This window comes from Microcoleus sp. AT3-D2 (assembly GCF_036705715.1).
Classification (GTDB): domain Bacteria; phylum Cyanobacteriota; class Cyanobacteriia; order Cyanobacteriales; family Microcoleaceae; genus Microcoleus.
The window spans coordinates 17,734-37,567 of record NZ_JAUBVE010000041.1 but is presented as its reverse complement, the minus strand read 5'-3'; the positions used below and the strand labels follow the sequence as shown (position 1 = coordinate 37,567).

The following is a 19,834-nucleotide window of genomic DNA, read 5'->3' as shown; positions in this document are numbered from 1 at the left end:
CTGACGGAGGAATTGGCCTAACAACCGGAAGCTTTTATTAAAGAAAAATCCTTAGTCCCAGAATTTTCTCCCTTCTGTATTGCAGCCTTAAATTCTACCAAAAGATTGAGAACTAGATGATGACTAGCGCAGTCTAGACCCACTATCATCGATCGCCCGATATTGATGCCCGTGGCTGGCAACAATAGAATTATGTCTTTAATGCACAAGTATTAGAGATGCACCACAACCGATGATTTACGGGCAACCGCTGAATTTAGGATTGGTTAAAAAATCCTCAAAAGTCGATCGTGCTGGTAGTATCTTAACTCAGAGAGTTGACTATGAGCGTCTCAAAGCGCGAGCGTCACGGCAGCGCTACAACATCCCGATCGATCTAACCTGAATTGATACAAGGGGCATCGCGCGGTTTTCCACGGGGAAACTCGCAGAACTCTGTGGCTGTTCGGGAATTGATTTGTAGCGCGGATTCTGAAAAATGCTACCGCCAATTAACAATTAGCAATTGCCCGCCACCCATTACCAATCTACTCGTTGCGGAGCGATTGAGCTGCTAAATAGAGTTTGCTCCACTCGCCGATGACTTGATTGGTTTTCAGCTTTAATTCAGATGCGATCGTCTCTACACTTTTCCCTGCTTTCAGCGATTCTACCAACTGCCGCTGCACCGGCGTGAGGTCTTGTAAATATTGCTGCCACTGAGCCGGAGTCAAGCCCAAACTGTGTTCTTTGAGCGAAGTTTCCAGCCAGTTGGCGACTAATTCCGGTGCTTGTTTGACCGCAAAAACCCGAATCGCGTGGTAACTGACTTTTTCTCGCAAGCGGTAAATTTGCTTGATTGGAACCTTCAAATCCTCGGCAATTGCCTCTTGGGAACGACCTTGCAGGTAAAGCTGCAGCCACCGGGAAGCCAAGGGATCGACTTCAGCAGCCAAGTAATTCTCAAATTCTTGTTGGACAATCTGCCGCTGAGTTTGCTGCTCTTCCCAAGCTTGATTTTCTCGATACTCCGACATCGCCTGTTCGTCTAGCAGACTAAGCGGTTCGTCTGTATCGTCGGGTAGAACCTGTTCCGACACCAGCCGCACCCAGTCTCCCGCAGGCACTTGGGTCAACCCGCCCCGCTGGGAACGCCGCAGGTAGTTGACAAAACGGTACACCAACAGCGGCTGGTTGCGAATCGGCCGTAAGCAGTATTCTTCTGTGCTCGCTAGCAGCAAAGCATTTCGCAGGCGTCTGTCTGAGGTGCATTCGGCAATCCAGGCGACTTGCTGCTGCAGGTAGCGATCGGAATTGAGCATTTCCTGAATCACTTCTTGTAGTACCTCCACCGCACTCCGCTGTCTGTCGCGACTCAGGGAAACCCACGCTTGGATTTTTTGCCGGAGCACCACCAAACCGCCGAGCCGCCCGATCAAGTTGCGGTAAGCTTTTTCTGGTGGTACTCCCAGATACCGAGAAATCAAAATTCGATATAAAAAGTCGATCGCGCCGGAGGCGACGGTTAGCTGAGCCGGAGCAAGAGTGTCAAATCTTTCTGGCCTGTCTCCCAACAGCCAGCGGACAACACTCTCGCGAGTGCTAGAACTCTCCTCCGGGCAATCTTGTTCAAGTCGTGACTTCCAATCTTGTGCCAGTCTTTCCGCCAAGGTCATGAGCTGTTGAGCTATTTGTCTTTCACCCCCGATTTTACGTGGTATGCTGATCATTTGATTCTTTTTTGGATCTAATATGACTTGCGCGTCGGTAAAATAATTCTGTATTTGGGTTATCGCTAGCGGTAACTTTTGTAATGATTAAACGGGCAGATTAATTGCCTATTGACAAAAACACCTAACACTGTTATATGGCTAACTTTTTATTAGAACTCGGTACAGAAGAATTGCCCGCCTCCTTTGTCTCCAGCAGCGTCCAGCAGTGGCAGCGACTTGTGCCTGCAACGCTGGCAGAAGAATCCTTGACAAATGACTCTATTAATGTATACGCTACTCCGAGGCGTTTGGCCGTTCTCGTGAAAGGACTGCCAGTTCAGCAATTAGATAGAGAAGAAGAGGTAAAAGGGCCACCCGCAAGTTCGGCTTTTAAAGATGGAAAACCGACGAAAGCAGCGGAAGGTTTTGCGAAAAAGCAGGGCGTAGAAATTGATGCTTTGGAAGTTCGCGCTACCGATAAAGGCGATTTTGTATTTGTGCTCAAAAAGATTCCGGGGCGGATGACAGCGGATATTTTGACAGAACTTGTGCCGCAGTGGATTAATAAGTTAGAAGGCAAAAGATTTATGCGGTGGGCTGACGGAGATTTGAAGTTTCCGCGCCCGATTCGATCGCTAGTGGCACTGTTGGATGATACTGTACTGCCAATTACATTAGTGAGCGGTTCGGATACGGTCAAGAGCGATCGAATTTCCCAAGGACACCGGGTCTTATACACCCCACCTACACCCCTGGGAGGGGTCTCGATTCCCAAAGCCGAGGATTATGTCGAGTGTCTGCGGGCTGCTTGCGTGGAGGTCGATCGAACCCAGCGCAAAAATCAAATTAAAGCACAAGTAGAAGCAGCAGCAACAAAACAAGGCGGTTACGCCGACATTACCGAAGATTTGTTAGAAGAAGTCACCGACTTAGTAGAATGGCCGAACGCAGTTGTCGGCAAATTTGACGAGGAATTTTTGATATTGCCGCCGGAAGTAATCACCACAATTATTGTTACAAACCAGCGGTATTTTCCGATTCTCAAAAACCCCGGTTATCCTGAACTTCTGCCCTATTTTATTACAATTTCCAACGGAGATCCCGCTAAAGCCGCGATTATTGCCGCAGGTAACGAGCGAGTAGTGCGGGCGAGATTGGCAGACGGTCAGTTTTTCTACAAAGCAGACTTGGTAAAGCCTCTAGAAGATTATTTGCCCAAGTTGGAAAAAGTGACTTTCCAGGAAGATTTGGGGACAGTGCGCGCAAAGGTCGATCGTCTGTGCAAGATTGCCAGCCTCATCACCAATCAACTGCAAATCACAGGCGAAGAACAAGCTTACATAGCAAGAGCAGCCTTACTTTGCAAAGCCGACCTCGTAACTCAAATGGTTTACGAACTGCCCGAAATGCAAGGAATCATGGGGCAGAAATACGCCTTAGCAAGTGGCGAATCGGAAGAAGTAGCCACAGCAATTTTTGAACATTATTTGCCCAAAGGCGCGGGCGACAATTTGCCGCAAACTCTGACAGGTCAAGTTGTCGCAATAGCCGACAAATTAGATACATTAGTCAGCATCTTCGGCTTGGGAATGTTGCCGACTGGTTCATCCGATCCCTTCGCTTTGCGTCGCGCAGCCAATGCAATAACTAACATTATTTGGGCGGCTCAGTTGCCAGTCAACTTGCACAAGTTGCTCGCAGAAGTTGTGGCAGAATTTACCGCAGCGCGCCCGCAAACATCGGCGGAATTACTGGATCAGTTATACGAGTTTTTCCTGCAAAGAATTCGGACTTTGTTGCAAGAAGAAAAAAATGTAGATTATGATTTGGTAAATGCAGTTTTGGGAGAAAACGACCCCGAATATACTGAACGAGCATTGAGAGATTTGTTGGACGCACTGGAAAGAGCGCTTTTCCTACAACAAATCCGCAATAACCAGACTTTGGATCTAATTTACGAAACAGTCAACCGTTCAACTCGTTTGGCTGCTCAAGGTGATTTGGATAAAATACAATTGGAACCGAAAGCGGCGGTGAAACCAGAGTTATTTCAAAAGTCGTCTGAACAAGCTTTTTACGATGCAGTAGTGCAGTTAGTGCCGCAAACCCTGTTATCCAAACAAACTCGGAATTACCAGCAGTTAGTAGATAGTTTGACGGAAATTGCTCCAACTGTCAGCAACTTTTTCGACGGGCCAGAAAGCGTTTTGGTGATGGATTCTGACCCGGAAATTAAGCAAAATCGGTTGAATTTACTGGGGTTGTTGCGGAATCACGCGCGGGTGTTGGCTGACTTTGGGGCGATCGTCAATCGATTTTAGATTTTAGATTTTGGATTTTAGATTGCCGCCAAAGGTTTTGATGTAATATCAAATCCATTGGTATCAGAATTATTCATTTCTATCTTCTCTCTTCTCCTCCTCTGTGCCCTCTGCGCCCTCTGCGGTTAAACCATCCCCAAAAAACCGTAACATATAAGAGGAAAAAACCGAGAAAATTCGCTCCATCACACACACAACTTATGCCGATAGCTCATATCATTGGACTAGGAAAATCAGGAATTGCCGCCGCCAGACTGCTAAAACGCGAAGGATGGGAAGTAACGCTGAGCGATCGCTCATCTTCCCCAAACTTGCTCGAACAACAACAGGAATTCGCTAACGAAGGCATTCATGTGGAGTTAGGTCAATCTTTTGAACCAGTCGAATCTATAGAATTAATAGTAGTAAGTCCCGGCGTTCCCTGGGACAGTCCAGCATTAGTGCGCGCCAGAGAGTTAGGCATTGAAACAATCGGAGAAATGGCTCTCGCGTGGCGTTACCTCAAATCTCCTTGGGTGGGAATTACCGGCACTAACGGCAAAACTACTACTACTGCTTTAATTGCTGCGATTTTTGCAGAGGCCGGGCTTTATGCTCCCGCTTGTGGCAATATTGGCTATGCTGCGTGTGAATTAGCTTTAGCTGAAAAACAGCCGGATTGGGTGATCGCAGAAATCAGCAGCTATCAGATAGAATCCTCGCCGTTTGTAGCGCCGCGCATCGGAGTTTTGACGACTTTGACGCCCGATCACCTCAGCCGCCACAAAACTTTAGAAAATTACTACAACATTAAAGCGCATTTGCTGAAAAAGTCTGAATTGCAAGTAATCAACGGCGACGATCCTTGTTTGCGGCAACAAGGAGTTGACGTTTGGCAGGATGCGTGCTGGACGAGTGTTAAAGGTGAAAAAGATTTGTTGGGAAATACAGATTTTGGAGCCTATATTCAAGATGGTTGGGTAATAGCTCAAAGCGAGAAAATTCTGCCTGCTGATTCTTTGCGGATGGTGGGAGAACACAATTTGCAGAATTTGTTAATGGCGGTGGCGGCGGCTAATTTGGCGGGGATAGATAAAAGTGCGATCGCCCGGGCGATCGCTAAATTCCCCGGAGTTTCGCACCGCCTCGAACACATCTGCACTTGGGAAGGCATAGATTTCATCAACGACAGCAAAGCTACTAATTATGACGCCGCCCAAGTCGGGTTGGCTTCTGTGAGCGCACCGGCGATTTTAATTGCGGGCGGTGACGCGAAAGAAGGGGACGATCGCGCGTGGATTGATACAATCAAGGCGAAAGCTGCTGGGGTGTTGCTAATTGGGGATGCGGCAGGTATTTTTGCCGATCGGCTCGAACAAGCAAATTACAACGCTTGGGAAATAGTCGAAACAATGGAAAGAGCCATCCCGCGAGCAGCAGAATTAGGCAAACAGAACAACGCTAAAGTAGTGCTGCTTTCCCCAGCCTGCGCTAGCTTCGATCAATACCAAAACTTCGAGCAACGGGGCGATCATTTCCGCCAATTATGCCTCGAATCCCTGATTTAACGGACAGCAATCGCCTAGGGGCGGGTTCACCAACAATTTATGTCTAAAACCAATAATCTCGTAAACCCGCCCCCACCCAACTGTCAATCACAATCTACCGCTTTCAAGATACAAGAGGCGGGTTCACCAACATCTTTAATTGGCTAACCATAATCTTCATAAACCCCCCGTCCATACTGTCTTCCAAATATCTTTAATTCTAGCCTGATCTTCCCATTCTAGCTCCTTAAAAACTATCATTATTTCCTCATGAGTATAATCAATAATGATTGCCGCCAAATGAGCAGCGGTTTCCGCTTCCAGCATGGCTGTTTTCAACTTTGCCATTGCCTCTTTATCCATTAGCACTAAACTTTGAATATTGACCTCACTTTTATTTTAATTGTGTCTGCAAATGTCTTTTAATTGGCTCTGAAAATTAGCAATCTGAGCAGCACTTATTGTATCAGAAGGCGACGACGATATTTTAATTTTTTTGCTGCAAATCTGAGAGAGCAATTTTTCATCAATCTCCAGAATCCGGTCTTCGGAAGCGACATTTTTTCGCAACAAAATTGCGATTTCTCTTTCCAGTTGGCGATTTCCTTGCTCAAAGAAATCTTGAGAGTTAGAACGAAACAAACCGCTATTGACTTGCTGAATTTGGGTGGGTGTCAGCGATTGAGCCGAGACTGTCGCCGGAAATCCCAAAGATGCTGCTAGCCACCAGCTAGAAATTATCTGTTTGAGAATGCTGTTCATCACTGTCGGGAGGAGTTTTTACCTCAGTTGGTTTCTCGTCTTCTGACTCGCTTGCTAATTCATCTTCTCGTTCAAGTTTTTCTTGCCACTCGACAAGCTGCTGAAAAAGTTTCGGGTTAATTTCAAATACGGGTTTGTTGGTTTCTGACATATTTACTCCTGAAGGTGATTGAAAGACTTGGATTTAACTGGTTCCCTGGCTCTGCCAGGGAACCGCTGTCGAGAGGATATGCCTCGTTTTTTCAGCAGGGAAATTGGAGGCAGAGCATCCGGATATGCGTTACCAGGCATAACGTGGAAACGAGTAGAGAAACAATTATGTCGATCGGAATTTACGCTTACACCTTCAGCAGCGACATAATTATGCCAGTTAAAGACCCACCAAGCAAAGCTAAAGTAGCTAAGGTACTAATCCCAAATCCTGCCGCTCTTTTTTCGGCAGCTTGATAGTAACCCCAAGCAAACAAAATGCGTCCAATTATCCAAACTGCGCCGATAGCGGCGCCCCAAATTGGGCTGATAAATTGCGAGAACAGCCACAGCGAGGGCAAAAATAGAATCATTTGCTCTAAAGTATTTTGCTGAACTCGCAACACTCGTTCAAAGTCTGGGTTTCCTGTCATCTGCGGGGGAGAAACTTTATATTTGAATCTAGCTCTGCCGACGTTGATGGTAACAACGAAGTAGAGAATTAATGCTGAAACAGTAATTAGACTAGGCCAAAGTGTCGCGTTTGCTTCTGCGAGCATGATTCGGTATTATTGGGTGGAGTATATATCTTGATTATAAATCAATTATTTCCGATCGCGTTATTCATCGCCATCCCGTCATTCAAGGCAGGGGATTTGATGCAACTGCTGGGTATTACTGGCGCGGCAATTGCTTTATAGTTCTGGGACATCCTCGAAAACTTGCTGGCTGGGATTTTGATTGTTTTGCCTGCACCTGCACAGGGATACAAGTCTCCGACTCTTGTGGTGAGCCACCCAAAATTTTAGAGCCTAGTTCAACCTCCTCGATTCATCTGTGGAGTAAATCTAAAATCGAGAATCTAAAATCTAAAATTGGTAGAGTAAATCTAAAATTGGTAGAGTAAATCTAAAATCTAAAATCTAAAATCGACTGATCGCACCTGAATAGGGATATAATGCACCGACTTAAGGAGATTACTTTGCTCAACAATATTCGAGACCGTCTTAAATATTTCACCAGGAGCAGGATTCCTCGAGAGCATTTAAAGCAAATACGAGTTGACTTGTTGGAAGAATCAACCCTAGATATTAACTATCTTGTGTTAATTCTCGGCTCCTGTATAATCGCCACCTTTGGACTGCTTGCCAACAGTGCGGCAGTCATTATCGGTGCAATGATCATTGCGCCTCTAATGTTGCCAATCCGAGGGTTAGCATTTGGAGCGGTAGAAGGTAACGTTCTCCTCTTCCGCAAAGGTTTAATTGCATTAGCAGTCGGGACGGTGCTAGCAATTTTTCTAGCTTGTTTTTTGGGAGCTTTGGTACAACTTCCCGACTTTGGGAGCGAAGTTCTAGCCCGTTCTAAACCTACATTACTAGACTTAGGAATTGCGATCGCCGCTGGGGGAATCAGCGGCTATGCGAAAGTTCAGCCCAAAGTTTCTGCTACTCTGGCGGGAACTGCGATCGCCGTGGCTCTCATGCCGCCAATTTGTGTTATAGGTTTAGGCTTATCTCAAGCTAATTGGTCGCTCAGTTTGGGAGCAAGCCTCCTGTATCTTACTAATTTGCTGGGGATTACTCTCTCCTGTATGCTAACCTCTTTAATGGCCGGCTACACGCCCCTGCATCGCGCCGGTAAAGCCCTATTGTGGGCGCTAGGATTGACGACTATACTTGTGATTCCTCTGGGGGTGAGTTTTGCGGAATTGATCGAGCAAGCGCAACTAGAAGCCAGTCTGAAGCGGGCGTTGCTTAACCGAACTATCACTTTTCAACGGGTGGAACTGATTAAAACTGATACTAACTGGTTGACAAAACCGCCGGAGGTTCGTCTGATTGTTCGCAGCAGCGAAGCTTTGACACCCAAACAAGTACAGCTTTTAGAAGCATTTGTCGAAAAAGAAATGGGTCAACCATTCACCCTAATTTTTCAAGTCAGTCAAGTTGAAGAAGTGCGGCGATCGACACTGAATAAGTCCCGCTCGAAACCGAAGCCTTAACTATTTGATTCCTAATTATATGACCCCAGAAACTCTAATTAACGAAGCGACGATCGAGGGCAATCTGAAGCAATTCCTCTTAGTGCTATTAGTTTCCTTAAGTGTGGCGGTGCTGCCTCAAATATGGGGCTGGTTGCGCCAAATTCCCTACACGCTGCTTTTAGTAATTGTCGGGTTGGGTTTGGCTTTTATAGATGTGCGATTGGTGTCGCTCTCCCCCGAACTGATTCTGTTGATTTTTTTGCCGCCTCTTTTGTTTGAAGCTGCTTGGAATCTAGAATGGTCTAAACTCAAGCGGAATTTAGTGCCGATCGCTCTTTATGCGGTTTTGGGTGTTGTGATTTCCGTTGCTGGCGTGGCTTTTGCTCTCAACCAAATAGCTGGAGTTTCTTTAGCAATCGCCCTGTTGGTAGGAGCTAGTATATCTGCTACCGATCCTGTTTCAGTCATTGCATTGTTCCGGGAATTGGGAGTTGAAAAACGCCTAGCTTTGCTGGTGGAGGGTGAGAGTTTATTTAATGATGGCATTGCTGTTGTTGCCTTTAGTTTTTTGGTGGGATTTTCTTTGGGGACGGATGAAGTTGGCATCCCATTTCTGGTGGGGCGTTTCTTAGCTTTTGTGGGAATTGGGATTACTGTCGGGAGTGCGATCGGTTTTGGTATCTCCTATCTCACCCAACGGTTTGATTTACCTTTGGTGGAGCAATCGTTAACCTTAGTTTCCGCCTACGGCACTTATATAATTGTGGAGGATTTAGGCGGTTCTGGGGTAATTGGTGTGGTGGTGATGGGCTTGATATTTGGCAATTTCGGCTCTCGTATCGGTATGCAGCCCAGTACCAGACTGGCGGTAACACAATTTTGGGATTTTGTGGCGTTTTTTGTAAATTCGATCATGTTCCTGCTGATTGGCGATCGGATTAGTTTTGCTGGTTTGCAAGCGAATTTAGGAGTGATTGGCATAACTGTGGCGGCGATGTTTGTGACACGAGCGATCGCTATTTTTGGTTTAGGATGGTTGAGCAATAGGTTGGCAAAATCTGAAATTTCATTAGCCGATAGAACTGTGATTTGGTGGGGAGGATTGCGGGGTTCTGTATCGATTGCGTTAGCTTTGAGTGTGCCGGAGGTTTTTCCCGAACGGCAAAAAATTATTGGGATCGTGTTTGGCGTAGTTTTATTTACGCTGCTAGTACAAGGTTTAACCACCAAGGCGCTGCTGGAAAAATTGGGGTTGTTGAGCAACCAGGAGTTGCGCCAGCAGTATCAGGAGGCGATCGCCCAACGTGTTGCTCTCAATCGGGTTCTCAAGCATCTATCTGAAGTATCGGGCGATCGTAAAATCGAGCCTGAGTTTTCCAATCATCTCGTGAGTCAGCTTCAAGAAAAATTAAACTTGCTGCAAGCAGAAATCAACCAAATGTACGATCAATCTCCTGAACTGCGGCAGATGACTATCGACAAACTCGAAGGGGATTTGCAGGCAATAGAGGCTGATACTTATGCTGAATTTGTGCGATCGGGTCAATTGAATGAGCTGCCTATTTCTGTGTTGCAGCAATGTTTTAAAGAGCGTAATGAGACAATTATTTCTTAATAGGGCGTTTGTAGGGATAATCCCCGTGATTGTCCCGCTGATATGGAAATTTGGCGTAAGTCATAAAACTCTCAAATTTTTCGTTCCTTGTTAGATTCCGTGTGGGTAATCAAAAACAGTCCGAATTGTTGAGGGGCGGACATGATATAATTCCAGATATTGTAGGGTTCGTCAGCCTACGATAATTTGAATATGAGCTAGATCATAGAAAGATTGGGCAGAATTTGGCAAACTGAGAGTAAGGTTACATAGGAGGTCAATTCAATGACCAATACTGCTCTCAATTTTAAGACTGCACCCGGACATGAAGTGCTCGCGGCGGCAGGCAAGAAAATGCTGAGGCCAGGGGGAAAACTTGCTACGGAACAGTTATTTGAATGGGCGGATTTTCAGCCTGGGGAGACTGTTTTGGAGTTGGCTGCTAGTTTTGGATATAGTTCGATCGCCCTTGTTGAACGTTTTGGCGTAAAAGTAGTGGGAGTTGAGAAAAATCCAGAGAGTGTGGCCCGCGCTCGTGCTAATGTTGCAGCAGCAGGTTTGAGCGATCGAGTGGAAATTGTGGAAGGAGATATTTTTCACTTGGATCGGATTTCCCAACAGTTTGATTGGGTTTTGGCTGAAGCTATCCTGACAATGCAGTCGCCGTCAGGGAAAGCTAAAATTGTATCGGGAATTGGCGATCGTTTAAAACCAGGCGGCAAGTTTCTCTCTCACGAACTTTTAGCTAGAAACCGAGAATCAGAAATTCACAAAGCTTTATCAGAAGTGATTCGCGTCAATTCAACGCCTTTGTCTGAGTCGGGCTGGATTGCTGTTTGCCAAAACGCGGGTTTGCAAGTAGAAAAGTGTCAAACCGGGGCGATGGGGCTCCTCAACTTGTCGCGAATGCTGCAAGATGAAGGGTTTTTGGGTACTGTGCGGATTGTGTGGAATATTTTAAGCCGATCGCAAATTCGCGATCGTATCTTAGCAATGCGTCGAGTTTTCCAGCATTACCAACAGGATCTAGGCTACATCGTTATCTCTGCCAAAAAACCCTCTTAACCGAGTCAATCGATTGTCGATTTTCGATTGAAGAAAGTGAAGCCACTGATAAATTCGAGACTTGTGACCAAATTAATTAATTGTCAAAAACTATGACTACTACTCTTTTACCGCTACAATCTTCAGCAATCCAACTCCGAGACGCAATTGAATATCCCGCCGCCGGAGTGTCGAGCAAAGTTTTAATCAAAGACAATAATTGTCAGTACAATTTACTTTGTCTGGCTGCGGGTAGCGAAGTTGCAGAACACTTTTCGCCGCGCAATGCTACAGTTAATGTAATCGAAGGAAAGGGAATTTTGACATTGGAAGGCAAAGATATTGTCTTGGAACCGGGGGTGTTTGTTTTTCTGCCCGCCCGCGCTCTCCACGCTTTGAAAGCCGAGTCAAATTTGGCATTTATCTTGACACTTTCTGAGCCTCATTAATGCCCTCATTATTCTGTAGGCGCAGGTTTTACCAACCCTAATTGCCTAAAATCAATAATCTCATAAACCCGCCCCGATTCACAGATTTTGGGGCGGTTTTATATAGATAGTGAGTTGCAGTCAAATATTCTTTGTGAAACCCGCCCTTACAAGAATGGGGATGTTAACATTTAGTCTATTTCATCTCCCGATGCGAGCTTATCTAATTTTTTCCAATCCAATACAACAATTTTACCGCCTCGACTGTAGGACACAAACGGCTTGATTTTCTTAAACAACCGCACGCATTCTTCGTAAGTAATTCCAATACTGCGAGCAATTTGATAGTAGGGAAAACGTTTTTCTAAACATACACTATTATCCGCAATATTCGTACCTTGCTCGACACCAAAGTAATGAATAAATCGGGCCAGCCGCACGATCGCCCTTTCCGATACCAAACCGTGCACTGTCTCGTGCAGTTGCTGCAACCGCTGATTAAACACCGCCAATATTCGCAAAGCAATCTCAGGATTTTCCCGAATTGCTGCTAGCAAAACTTCCCGTTCTGTGGTAAGAACTTGCACCTCAGTTTCTGCAGTCACCGTTGCGGGGGCAATGCCGTTGCCTAGCAAAGCAGGTGCGGCAAAAATATCTCCCTGAAATAAAGTGCGGAGAATTGTTTCTTTGCCTGCCGCCGCGTTTTTTGCAACCCGCAGAGAACCGCTCAAAAGAGTGTATAATTTTTCGGGGATGCGATCGCCCTCATACATCACAACTTCTCCCTGTCGGTAACTCCGAATTGCTGTATGTTCTTGCAATCGCTCTAATTCAGTTTGGTTTAAGCTGGCAAATATCCCAATTTCTGCCAGTTGCTCAACAGTTGCTTTCATACATTTAAGTCTACCAGATCGGAGTCTATTGAGAGTATAATAAAGGTGAATTCAGAATATATCGAGACAAGCAGAGCCATCTACGAAAATGCCCAGCCAGAATATCGGCGATATTATTTTGATGAGATAGCGGGCGGATTTGTGCTCGTCCACCAAGACCATAATCTTAATAATTCCGAAAGTTTTGTCGCTGAAGTTTTGGCTAAAATGGGAAAGAGAGTTAGACTTTTGAGCGAGCAAGCACCGTCTGGAACGAAAACCCCAGATGCTGAGATTGACGGTCAAATTTGCGAATTTAAGGAATTAACAAAAGAGTCGAGTAATTTAAAAAATAGAGTACAAGAAGGGTTTGGAAAAGCCAAAAATCAAAGTGCAAATGCAGTCATTTTTCACGTAAATATAGAAGTTTACGACATTCGAGAGATAGACGAAGGCATCAGGCAAGCCATATATTGGGATGTTAAGCATCTCATGCAAACTATCATTTTGGTTTTCAACAACCAATCTGTTCTAAAAATTACTAGAGAGGAATGGGAAAATGGGCAGCGTTTTTCAAGAATTTGAAGAAATCGTAAATAACGGTATAAAAAATAATATGCCGCGGGATGCAAGATTGATTATTGTTGGAGAGATCCTCTACGCAGTAACTCGGGACGAACTAACCAATAAAGAAGGTTGGCTGCTAGAAAATATGCTCGGAGGCAGAGAAGAATGGGAAAAGGGGCTAGAATATGCTATTTTTGGAGACCCAAAACACGGGCACATAGCGCCACCCCTAACTATCTCCGATCAACCTCTGGTTATTGCCGGTAAAACTTTTCATTCTCGCTTGATGACGGGGACGGGAAAATATCGCAGCATTGCAGAAATGCAGCAAAGTGTCAACGCTAGCAGGTGCGAAATTGTGACTGTAGCTGTGCGGCGAGTGCAAACAAATGCTCCGGGGCATGAAGGATTAGCAGAGGCTCTCGATTGGACTAAAATTTGGATGCTGCCAAATACTGCCGGTTGTCAAACTGCGGATGAGGCAATTAGAGTAGCTCGTTTAGGTCGGGAAATGGCGAAACTTTTAGGGCAAGAAGACAATAATTTTGTCAAATTAGAAGTGATTCCTGATGCTAAATATTTGCTGCCAGATCCGATCGGCACTTTGGAAGCTGCAGAACAATTAGTTAAAGAAGGTTTTGCCGTTTTGCCCTACATCAATGCCGATCCCTTGCTGGCAAAACGCCTCGAAGAAGTCGGTTGTGCGACAGTCATGCCTTTAGGTTCGCCCATCGGTTCCGGGCAAGGGATCAATAATGCGGCCAACATTCAAATAATTATTGACACCGTAAATGTTCCGGTGGTAGTGGATGCGGGGATCGGAACGCCCAGCGAAGCAGCCCGAGCAATGGAAATGGGAGCCGATGCACTGTTGATTAATTCCGCGATCGCCAATGCCCAAAATTCCCCGGCAATGGCAAAAGCAATGTCCATGGCAGCAGAAGCGGGGCGGATGGCGTACTTAGCAGGCAGAATGCCGATCAAAGATTACGCGATCGCCTCTTCTCCCCAAACAGGCACTGTCACGTCCAAATAAATTCCTGAATTTTCCTGGGCGCTTTTTTGGTAGAGTTGTAAACATCAAAAATATTAAGGATTGTGACTGATGCCTTACATCAAAGATGACGATGGACGCCTGAACAACTTTGCTAAAGAGCCGAAGGTGTATGAAGCCGTACCTCCCAACAAAAATCAGCAACGCAACTACATCATCATGGGTATTGCAGCAGCCATGTTAGTCGCCGGTTTGGTGTACGTGGCTGCCTCCGTCTGAAAACTGGCCTGAGACTCAAAGCTGCTTCAAATCGCAATTTTAAATAATCCTTCGAGAAACCATGTTTTCCTTTCCCAAGGAAACATGGTTTTTGTGTTTCAATAAAAGCAGGTAGTTGCGACAATCCTGAAGCGTGCCAAGCGAGCTGGAAAGCTAAATAAGACAAGCATAAATTTGGTGTTTTCCTCTTGGCTGTCGGGTTCAGGGACTTGGGTTGCACTTAATCACACTGGTTCGCCACCCACATAAAATTGCCAATTGAAAATCTACAATCCTTTAGTCATCATCGGTGCGATTGACAATCAAGCATCCAGGATACAAGCCCCCGGATTCATCCGTCCAGAAATAAAAAACCTGTATCCGATAAAGGAGCCCCCAAATTTATCCGTGGGGTCAAGGCTTCAATCTAAAATCTAAAATCTAAAATCTAAAATCGATTGACTGCCTTCGGGGCTTAGTTGTGAGTTATGAGCGATCGAGATTTCAACTCTCAACTCTCAACTCTACAATCTACAATCCAAAAATCTAAAACCTAAAACCTAAAATCTAAAATCTAAAATCGGCTGATCCTGATGTCTATTCCTTCCCAAAAAGTTTCTAGCTCGAACAAGCTGATCTACCAACGCTTGAAACAGGCGATCGACCTCAATTTACGCCGTCAAATTTTTATTGCCGCCTGCGACGACTTGTGCTTGCGGGACTGTCTGGCAGCCCGCTTGCAGACAGAATTAGCCGCAGAGAGCGCAGGCTCAGATCCTCGCTCCCCGATCAACTACCCCCGATTTGTCAGTTTGGAACTCGACTTGAGCGATCCAAATCCTTGGGGTTCGATCGCCGCATGGCTGACCCACCACCCACCGCCACAAAACAGGGGCAGCTACAGCCCTTTGCCGGGATTTCAAATTCTTGGGGCAGAACACCTGACCAGGCAGTCAGCAGCCGTGCAGTGGTCGTTCCTGAGCTATTTGAGAGACATCGAAGCAAACCTGCAAATGTGCGAGTCTACTCTGTTGCTGTGGGTGTCGCGGCCCTGGCTAAGCTCGATCGAGCAATCGGCCCCAGAATTTTGGCACTGGCGAACCGGAGTATTTGAGTTTGAAGGCGAACCAACTCCAGCTAAGGAAGACTTCCGGCACTTTGAGGACTTCGGAAACTCAGGAGACTTGCGAAACTTGCGGGACAGCGGAGACTTTGGCAACCAACTTTTAATATCTTCTTGGTCTGGACAATCCCCAATTCCCGATGAACAATTCCCTATTTCCTATCCCCCGTCCCCAGCGCCTGATTCTAAATCCGTCCAATTGACAGATGACGAACAATCTCCAATTTCCCATTCTCCGTCCCCAGCGCCTGATTCTAAATCCGTCCAACTGGCAGATTTGGTGCTAGCAGCGGCTTCTGAGGATTTGGAAGCGGAAAATAATCCCGCATCAGAGGAGAATTTTCTGCCACTGCAAACCCTGCAATACATCGAACTGCTGCAAGAACATCAGTGTTGTTCCGAAGCATTGGCTTTGGCTTATCACGGTTTGGGAAATTACTACCGCGATCGCATTCTGGGCGGAGACGTTTCAGAGCAAAACCTGACAATCGCCATTCGCGCGATCGAACAAGTGATTGCGTATCTCGACGTTGACACCAACTCGCAGCAAAATCAACCACTAACTGAGGAATGCGCGCGGCTGATTGCCCAATTGACAGAAAATTTAACTCAGTACGCCCAGGAGTCCCACAGCCTACCGCCAATTTCCGATTTGCTCAACGATCTCGGTACTCTCTACTGGATGCTATCGCGCGATCGCACGCAGCATAACGCCTCAGATCCGGTATCCAGCCTTGAACGCAGCATCGCCCTCTACCTTGAAGGTTTGAACCGAACAGATGCTGAAACCGTACCCCAAACCCGCGTTAGATTAAACAAAAATTTGGGAATCGCCTCGGCCGATTTAGCCCGCTATCGAGACAAGACAGAGAACTTGCAACACGCAGTTGCAGCTTACCAACAAGCGCTGCTGGATCTAGACCCCGCCGTGGAGCCTCAGCAGTACGCTGCTGCTCAGAATAATTTGGCGACAGCATACTGGAATTTAGCCCAAGATGGTGAGCCGATCGTATATCTCAAAAGCGCGATCGCAGCTTACACCCAAGCCCTCTCCTGTTACAGTCCCGAACGAGAACCCCTCAACTATGCCGGAGTGCAAAACAACCTCGGTACCGCCTGCTGGAACCTCGCCCAGCACGAACCCTCAGAATCCCTGCTAGTCAGGGCGATTTCCGCCTACCGCGAAGCATTGAAATACCGCACCAGAGAATTAGTACCCGCAGCAGCAGCCGCCACTTACAATAATCTCGGTACCGCTTATTGGCATTTGGCGAACCAGTTTCAGCAGAAACAGGCGCGGATGGAATCATTGCAGCAGGCGATTACCGCCTACGAAGCCGCCCTGGATATCGCCGGAGAGATCTATCAAACCCAACTCACTTTTGACACCTTGGCCGCCCGCAACAATCTCGGACTAGCCCACTATCAACTAGCCACCGACCCAAATTTCGCCGCTAACAAAGTCGCACAGACAAGCCATCTAGAAGCAGCACTGCACCACCAGTTGCAAGTGTGTGCCGAATGGGGACAACATCTCAATGACAAAGGGTTAACATATGGGGATAAACTCAACTTGCAAGCCGCGGCAAACTCCCAAGCTGCTGATTCTCGGCAAACAGCATTGAGCTATATTGTCAAAACGATTAGAGCTTTCTATAGTGAATGTGGGCTGCCAGGCCAAAATTTAGCCTTATCCAAAGTTCCTGGAGATTTATTGCCTGAAATTTTGCGTAGGTTATAAATAGAGCTATAACTATTAAAAGCTCAATGTTTTCGAGATTTGTATCCAGTTTTCTATTATTATGGCTGAATATTCTTGCCTAATTCTTCAAGCAAACTTGTGGTCATGGCCCCTGTAAAAATCCTTGTGGTTGATGACGACCCGGCAATCCGAAATTTAATTCACCGTTTTTTGAGCCAGCAAGGTTATCAAGTTGAGTCTGGCGAGGACGGTCAGACTGGTCTGGAATTATTTGAGCAACTCAATCCTGACTTAGTAGTTCTAGATGTAAATTTACCTGATACAACTGGTTACAAACTGTGTCAAGAAATGCAAAGACGCACGGGCGTGTTTGTGTTGATGCTGACTGCCCGAACCGATGAAGCTGACAAAATGAAAGGGTTTGCCGAAGGTGCTGACGACTACATTACTAAACCTTTTAGTCTTGTAGAGATTGGAGCTCGCGTTGCAGCAATTTTGAAGCGCAAACGCATTGTTACTCCCGCGGAACAACAAAGTCTTACTTTTGGAGAGCTACTAATAGATCCGGTTCGCCGCGAGGTAATTCTCGGCCGTCAGATAGTTGCTTTGACTGCTTTAGAATTCGACCTGCTGTACTGTTTGGCCAGCAAACCGGGGCGCGTGTGGAGGCGATCGGAATTGCTGCATGAAGTGTGGGACTACGAGTATGTAGGAGCCGATCGCGTGGTGGATGTCCATATAGGTCAAATTCGCCGCAAAATTGAACCAGATGCCACTCAAATTTCGATGATTCAAACCGTCAGGGGGGTGGGTTACAAGTTTGAGCCCACAACCTAGTAACATTCGGCATTGGGCAGCGGATATGAAGGCAGAAGGCTGTAGGTGCGGGTTCACCAATATCTCTGATTAACATACTCGATATGTGTAAACCCGCCCTCCCCACACAATCATTCAGATCGATCAACTATCTGATTGTTTGTTCTGCAAATACTTGCCCACTTCTCGTGCACGATCAAAACCCCTTCGCACGCAATCTCCCAAAGCCACTCCGCCAACGTAGTTGCTGCACAAATACAGCCCAGGCAAAGATTTTAAGCCCTCATCGATTTGTTGCAGGCGATCAAAATGCCCCAAATTGTATTGAGGAATCGCCCGCTTCCACACATTCACTGCTAAAACTTTGGGCTGTGGCACATCTGGTTTCAGCAAAATCCGAGACAAATCTCGGTGCACCTCCCGAACGATTTCTTCTGAGTCGAGATTGCCAATTTCCGAATCAGTAGCCCCGCCGATGTAACTGCTGAGAGTTTGCCACCCTGCAGGCGCGCGATCGGCAAATAAACTTGATGTCCAAATCGTCCCCAGAGTGCGAATTCCCTGCCCCCTCGGAATTAAATTTCCAAAACCTACTAATTTACCCTTGACATCAGACTGCGGATATGCTAAGACAACGCAGGCAACCGTAGGATAAGTAAAAGCTTGTAAAGCGCTGCTAACTTCTGGTTGCAGAGACTGCAACAAATCGGCTGTAACATAAGCCGGCGTTGTCAAAACCACGGTGCGCGCCTCAACTTCCTGTTGTCCGTCGGGCGTCGAGAATACAGCAATGTAAGTTTCGCGTTCTGTACGATCGAGGCGAGTCAGATGCCAGTTGAGTTTCACTCGATCGCCCAATTTAGCAGCGATCGCCTCTGGCAAAGCCTTCAACCCCTGTTTGAACGAACCCAACTCCCCCGGCCTAGTCTTAGGAACATTCGGGTCTGCAGGGATTTTCTTCGGTCTGTTTTTAGCAGAAAGCAGCGCCCCCGCCACCAGCCCGCCACCCACATCAGCCATCTTTGCTACCCGCCCAAAAGCCGCCGCCGCGCTAAGTTGTTGCGGATCGCCGGCATAAACTCCAGAAACAAAAGGTTCCACCAACCGCTGCATCACTTCCGTCCCCAGATGACGGCGGAAAAATTGAGAAACAGTTTCCTCGTCACGCTGCTGCGAAAGTCCAGCGCCCATTGCCGGCCCGACAAAGCCCAAAGCCCCGAACAACGCCCGCAGTTTCCCCGGAAAACTCAGCAACTGAGACTGAATCATCGCCGGTGGAGTCATCGGCACCGGTTGCAGCTTTTTTTGCCAATAAACATAACGAGGCAATTTGCGATCGGCAAAAATCAACTCTTGCTTCAATCCCACATCCACAGCCAACTTCATCAATTCTGGCGTCGGCGAAAAACTGTTCGGGCCCTCCTCCCAGAGAAACCCTTCGGCTGTCACAGTGGTGATGTTCCCGCCCACACGTCCCTGACTCTCAGTGACTAAAATCTTCAGCGAGGATGCACTCGTTGCTTCCTTTTGAAGTGCGTGCGCCAAACTCAAACCGCTAATACCCGCACCCACAATCAAGGTATCTAATAGTTCCATATTACATAGAAAAATATCGCAATCTTTATGTTACATGGCTTTGCACGGCTTGCGTTCTTTGCTTCGCGTACTGCCAAACCGCTTTCAGATTACCGAATTGGGAATTGCGAATCGGGAATTGGGAATTGGGAATTGGGAATTGGGAATTGGAAATCGGTAAGCTGTCGGGCATTTCTTAAGCATTTTTCTCGAAGGTTGTGGATTAACCTCTGCCCACCTCCCCGTGTCCCCCTCTCTCGATCTCGCTTTTGTATCCGCTGGGTCTGGTTTAAAAAAAGACCATCTGCTGTTATTAAGCTATCTTCCCAAAAATACTATTTCTTTAAAATTTTTGTATTATAGGGAACAGCGCCGAAAATTGCAC

Annotated in this window: 20 protein-coding genes; 13 read left to right on the top strand and 7 right to left on the bottom strand. The window is 46.6% G+C overall.

All coding sequences use genetic code 11. The features are described 5' to 3' along the window. The first annotated feature begins 232 nt into the window (after positions 1-232). Positions 233-385 carry a hypothetical protein gene (locus tag QUB44_RS17770; protein ID WP_333165096.1) on the top strand — a complete coding sequence of 51 codons (153 nt, stop codon included), beginning with the start codon at positions 233-235 and terminating at the stop codon, positions 383-385. Between the two features lie 142 nt (positions 386-527). Here the strand turns inward: QUB44_RS17770 and QUB44_RS17765 are convergent, their stop codons facing one another. Continuing rightward, the gene (locus QUB44_RS17765; RefSeq protein WP_333369651.1) at positions 528-1,709 is read right to left on the bottom strand and encodes a HetZ-related protein 2; all 1,182 of its coding nucleotides are present in this window, start codon (positions 1,707-1,709) and stop codon (positions 528-530) included. 137 nt (positions 1,710-1,846) lie between these two features. Between QUB44_RS17765 and glyS the strand changes: the two genes are divergently transcribed. Then, positions 1,847-4,012: a glycine--tRNA ligase subunit beta gene (glyS, locus tag QUB44_RS17760; protein WP_333369650.1), complete on the top strand. Its 2,166-nt coding sequence runs from the start codon at positions 1,847-1,849 to the stop codon at positions 4,010-4,012. Between the two features lie 200 nt (positions 4,013-4,212). Next, complete coding sequence (gene murD, locus QUB44_RS17755) at positions 4,213-5,559, top strand: UDP-N-acetylmuramoyl-L-alanine--D-glutamate ligase (RefSeq protein ID WP_333369649.1); 1,347 nt, start codon at positions 4,213-4,215, stop codon at positions 5,557-5,559. A 156-nt stretch (positions 5,560-5,715) separates the two neighbouring features. On the opposite strand, the gene QUB44_RS17750 is transcribed toward murD, so the two are convergent. From QUB44_RS17750 to QUB44_RS17735, 4 genes are all read right to left on the bottom strand, one after another. Continuing rightward, the gene (locus tag QUB44_RS17750) at positions 5,716-5,901 is read right to left on the bottom strand and encodes a hypothetical protein (protein ID WP_333369648.1); all 186 of its coding nucleotides are present in this window, start codon (positions 5,899-5,901) and stop codon (positions 5,716-5,718) included. A 36-nt stretch (positions 5,902-5,937) separates the two neighbouring features. Continuing rightward, complete coding sequence (locus tag QUB44_RS17745) at positions 5,938-6,300, bottom strand: hypothetical protein (protein ID WP_333369647.1); 363 nt, start codon at positions 6,298-6,300, stop codon at positions 5,938-5,940. Then, positions 6,269-6,451: a hypothetical protein gene (locus tag QUB44_RS17740; RefSeq protein ID WP_333369646.1), complete on the bottom strand. Its 183-nt coding sequence runs from the start codon at positions 6,449-6,451 to the stop codon at positions 6,269-6,271. The genes QUB44_RS17745 and QUB44_RS17740 overlap by 32 nt, the downstream gene beginning before the upstream one ends. Before the next feature lie 187 nt (positions 6,452-6,638). Next, positions 6,639-7,049, bottom strand: coding sequence for an MAPEG family protein (locus QUB44_RS17735; protein ID WP_333369645.1), 411 nt, complete (start codon positions 7,047-7,049; stop codon positions 6,639-6,641). 509 nt (positions 7,050-7,558) lie between these two features. On the opposite strand from QUB44_RS17735, the gene QUB44_RS17730 reads away from it, so the two are divergent. From QUB44_RS17730 to QUB44_RS17715, 4 genes are all read left to right on the top strand, one after another. Further along, entirely contained in the window at positions 7,559-8,494 is a 936-nt protein-coding gene (locus QUB44_RS17730) for a DUF389 domain-containing protein (protein ID WP_333369644.1), read from the top strand. A 19-nt stretch (positions 8,495-8,513) separates the two neighbouring features. Next, positions 8,514-10,091 (top strand): Na+/H+ antiporter, encoded by a 1,578-nt coding sequence (locus tag QUB44_RS17725; protein WP_333369643.1) that lies wholly within the window; start codon positions 8,514-8,516, stop codon positions 10,089-10,091. A 264-nt stretch (positions 10,092-10,355) separates the two neighbouring features. Then, positions 10,356-11,135, top strand: a complete 780-nt coding sequence (locus QUB44_RS17720; RefSeq protein WP_333369642.1) for a class I SAM-dependent methyltransferase — start codon at positions 10,356-10,358, stop codon at positions 11,133-11,135. Positions 11,136-11,227: 92 nt separating this feature from the next. Then, positions 11,228-11,563 (top strand): cupin domain-containing protein, encoded by a 336-nt coding sequence (locus QUB44_RS17715; RefSeq protein ID WP_333161892.1) that lies wholly within the window; start codon positions 11,228-11,230, stop codon positions 11,561-11,563. Between the two features lie 170 nt (positions 11,564-11,733). Here the strand turns inward: QUB44_RS17715 and QUB44_RS17710 are convergent, their stop codons facing one another. Beyond that, entirely contained in the window at positions 11,734-12,435 is a 702-nt protein-coding gene (locus tag QUB44_RS17710) for a Crp/Fnr family transcriptional regulator (RefSeq protein ID WP_333369641.1), read from the bottom strand. 45 nt (positions 12,436-12,480) lie between these two features. On the opposite strand from QUB44_RS17710, the gene QUB44_RS17705 reads away from it, so the two are divergent. From QUB44_RS17705 to QUB44_RS17685, 5 genes are all read left to right on the top strand, one after another. Next, complete coding sequence (locus tag QUB44_RS17705; RefSeq protein ID WP_333369640.1) at positions 12,481-12,999, top strand: CdiA C-terminal domain-containing protein; 519 nt, start codon at positions 12,481-12,483, stop codon at positions 12,997-12,999. Next, positions 12,974-14,017: a thiazole synthase gene (locus tag QUB44_RS17700; protein ID WP_333369639.1), complete on the top strand. Its 1,044-nt coding sequence runs from the start codon at positions 12,974-12,976 to the stop codon at positions 14,015-14,017. Before QUB44_RS17705 ends, QUB44_RS17700 begins: the two co-directional genes overlap by 26 nt. A gap of 69 nt (positions 14,018-14,086) precedes the next feature. Then, positions 14,087-14,254 carry a photosystem II assembly protein Psb34 gene (gene psb34 / locus QUB44_RS17695; RefSeq protein ID WP_106333461.1) on the top strand — a complete coding sequence of 56 codons (168 nt, stop codon included), beginning with the start codon at positions 14,087-14,089 and terminating at the stop codon, positions 14,252-14,254. A 572-nt stretch (positions 14,255-14,826) separates the two neighbouring features. Then, positions 14,827-17,097 carry a hypothetical protein gene (locus QUB44_RS17690; protein WP_333369638.1) on the top strand — a complete coding sequence of 757 codons (2,271 nt, stop codon included), beginning with the start codon at positions 14,827-14,829 and terminating at the stop codon, positions 17,095-17,097. A gap of 105 nt (positions 17,098-17,202) precedes the next feature. Next, positions 17,203-17,895, top strand: coding sequence for a response regulator transcription factor (locus tag QUB44_RS17685; protein WP_333369637.1), 693 nt, complete (start codon positions 17,203-17,205; stop codon positions 17,893-17,895). A gap of 123 nt (positions 17,896-18,018) precedes the next feature. On the opposite strand, the gene hemG is transcribed toward QUB44_RS17685, so the two are convergent. Next, positions 18,019-19,470: a protoporphyrinogen oxidase gene (gene hemG / locus QUB44_RS17680; RefSeq protein ID WP_333369636.1), complete on the bottom strand. Its 1,452-nt coding sequence runs from the start codon at positions 19,468-19,470 to the stop codon at positions 18,019-18,021. 34 nt (positions 19,471-19,504) lie between these two features. Here hemG and QUB44_RS17675 point away from each other — a divergent pair, with 34 nt between their 5' ends. Then, a complete protein-coding gene (locus QUB44_RS17675) occupies positions 19,505-19,630 on the top strand; it encodes a hypothetical protein (RefSeq protein ID WP_333369635.1) in 126 nt (41 codons plus the stop codon). Positions 19,631-19,834 lie beyond the last annotated feature (204 nt).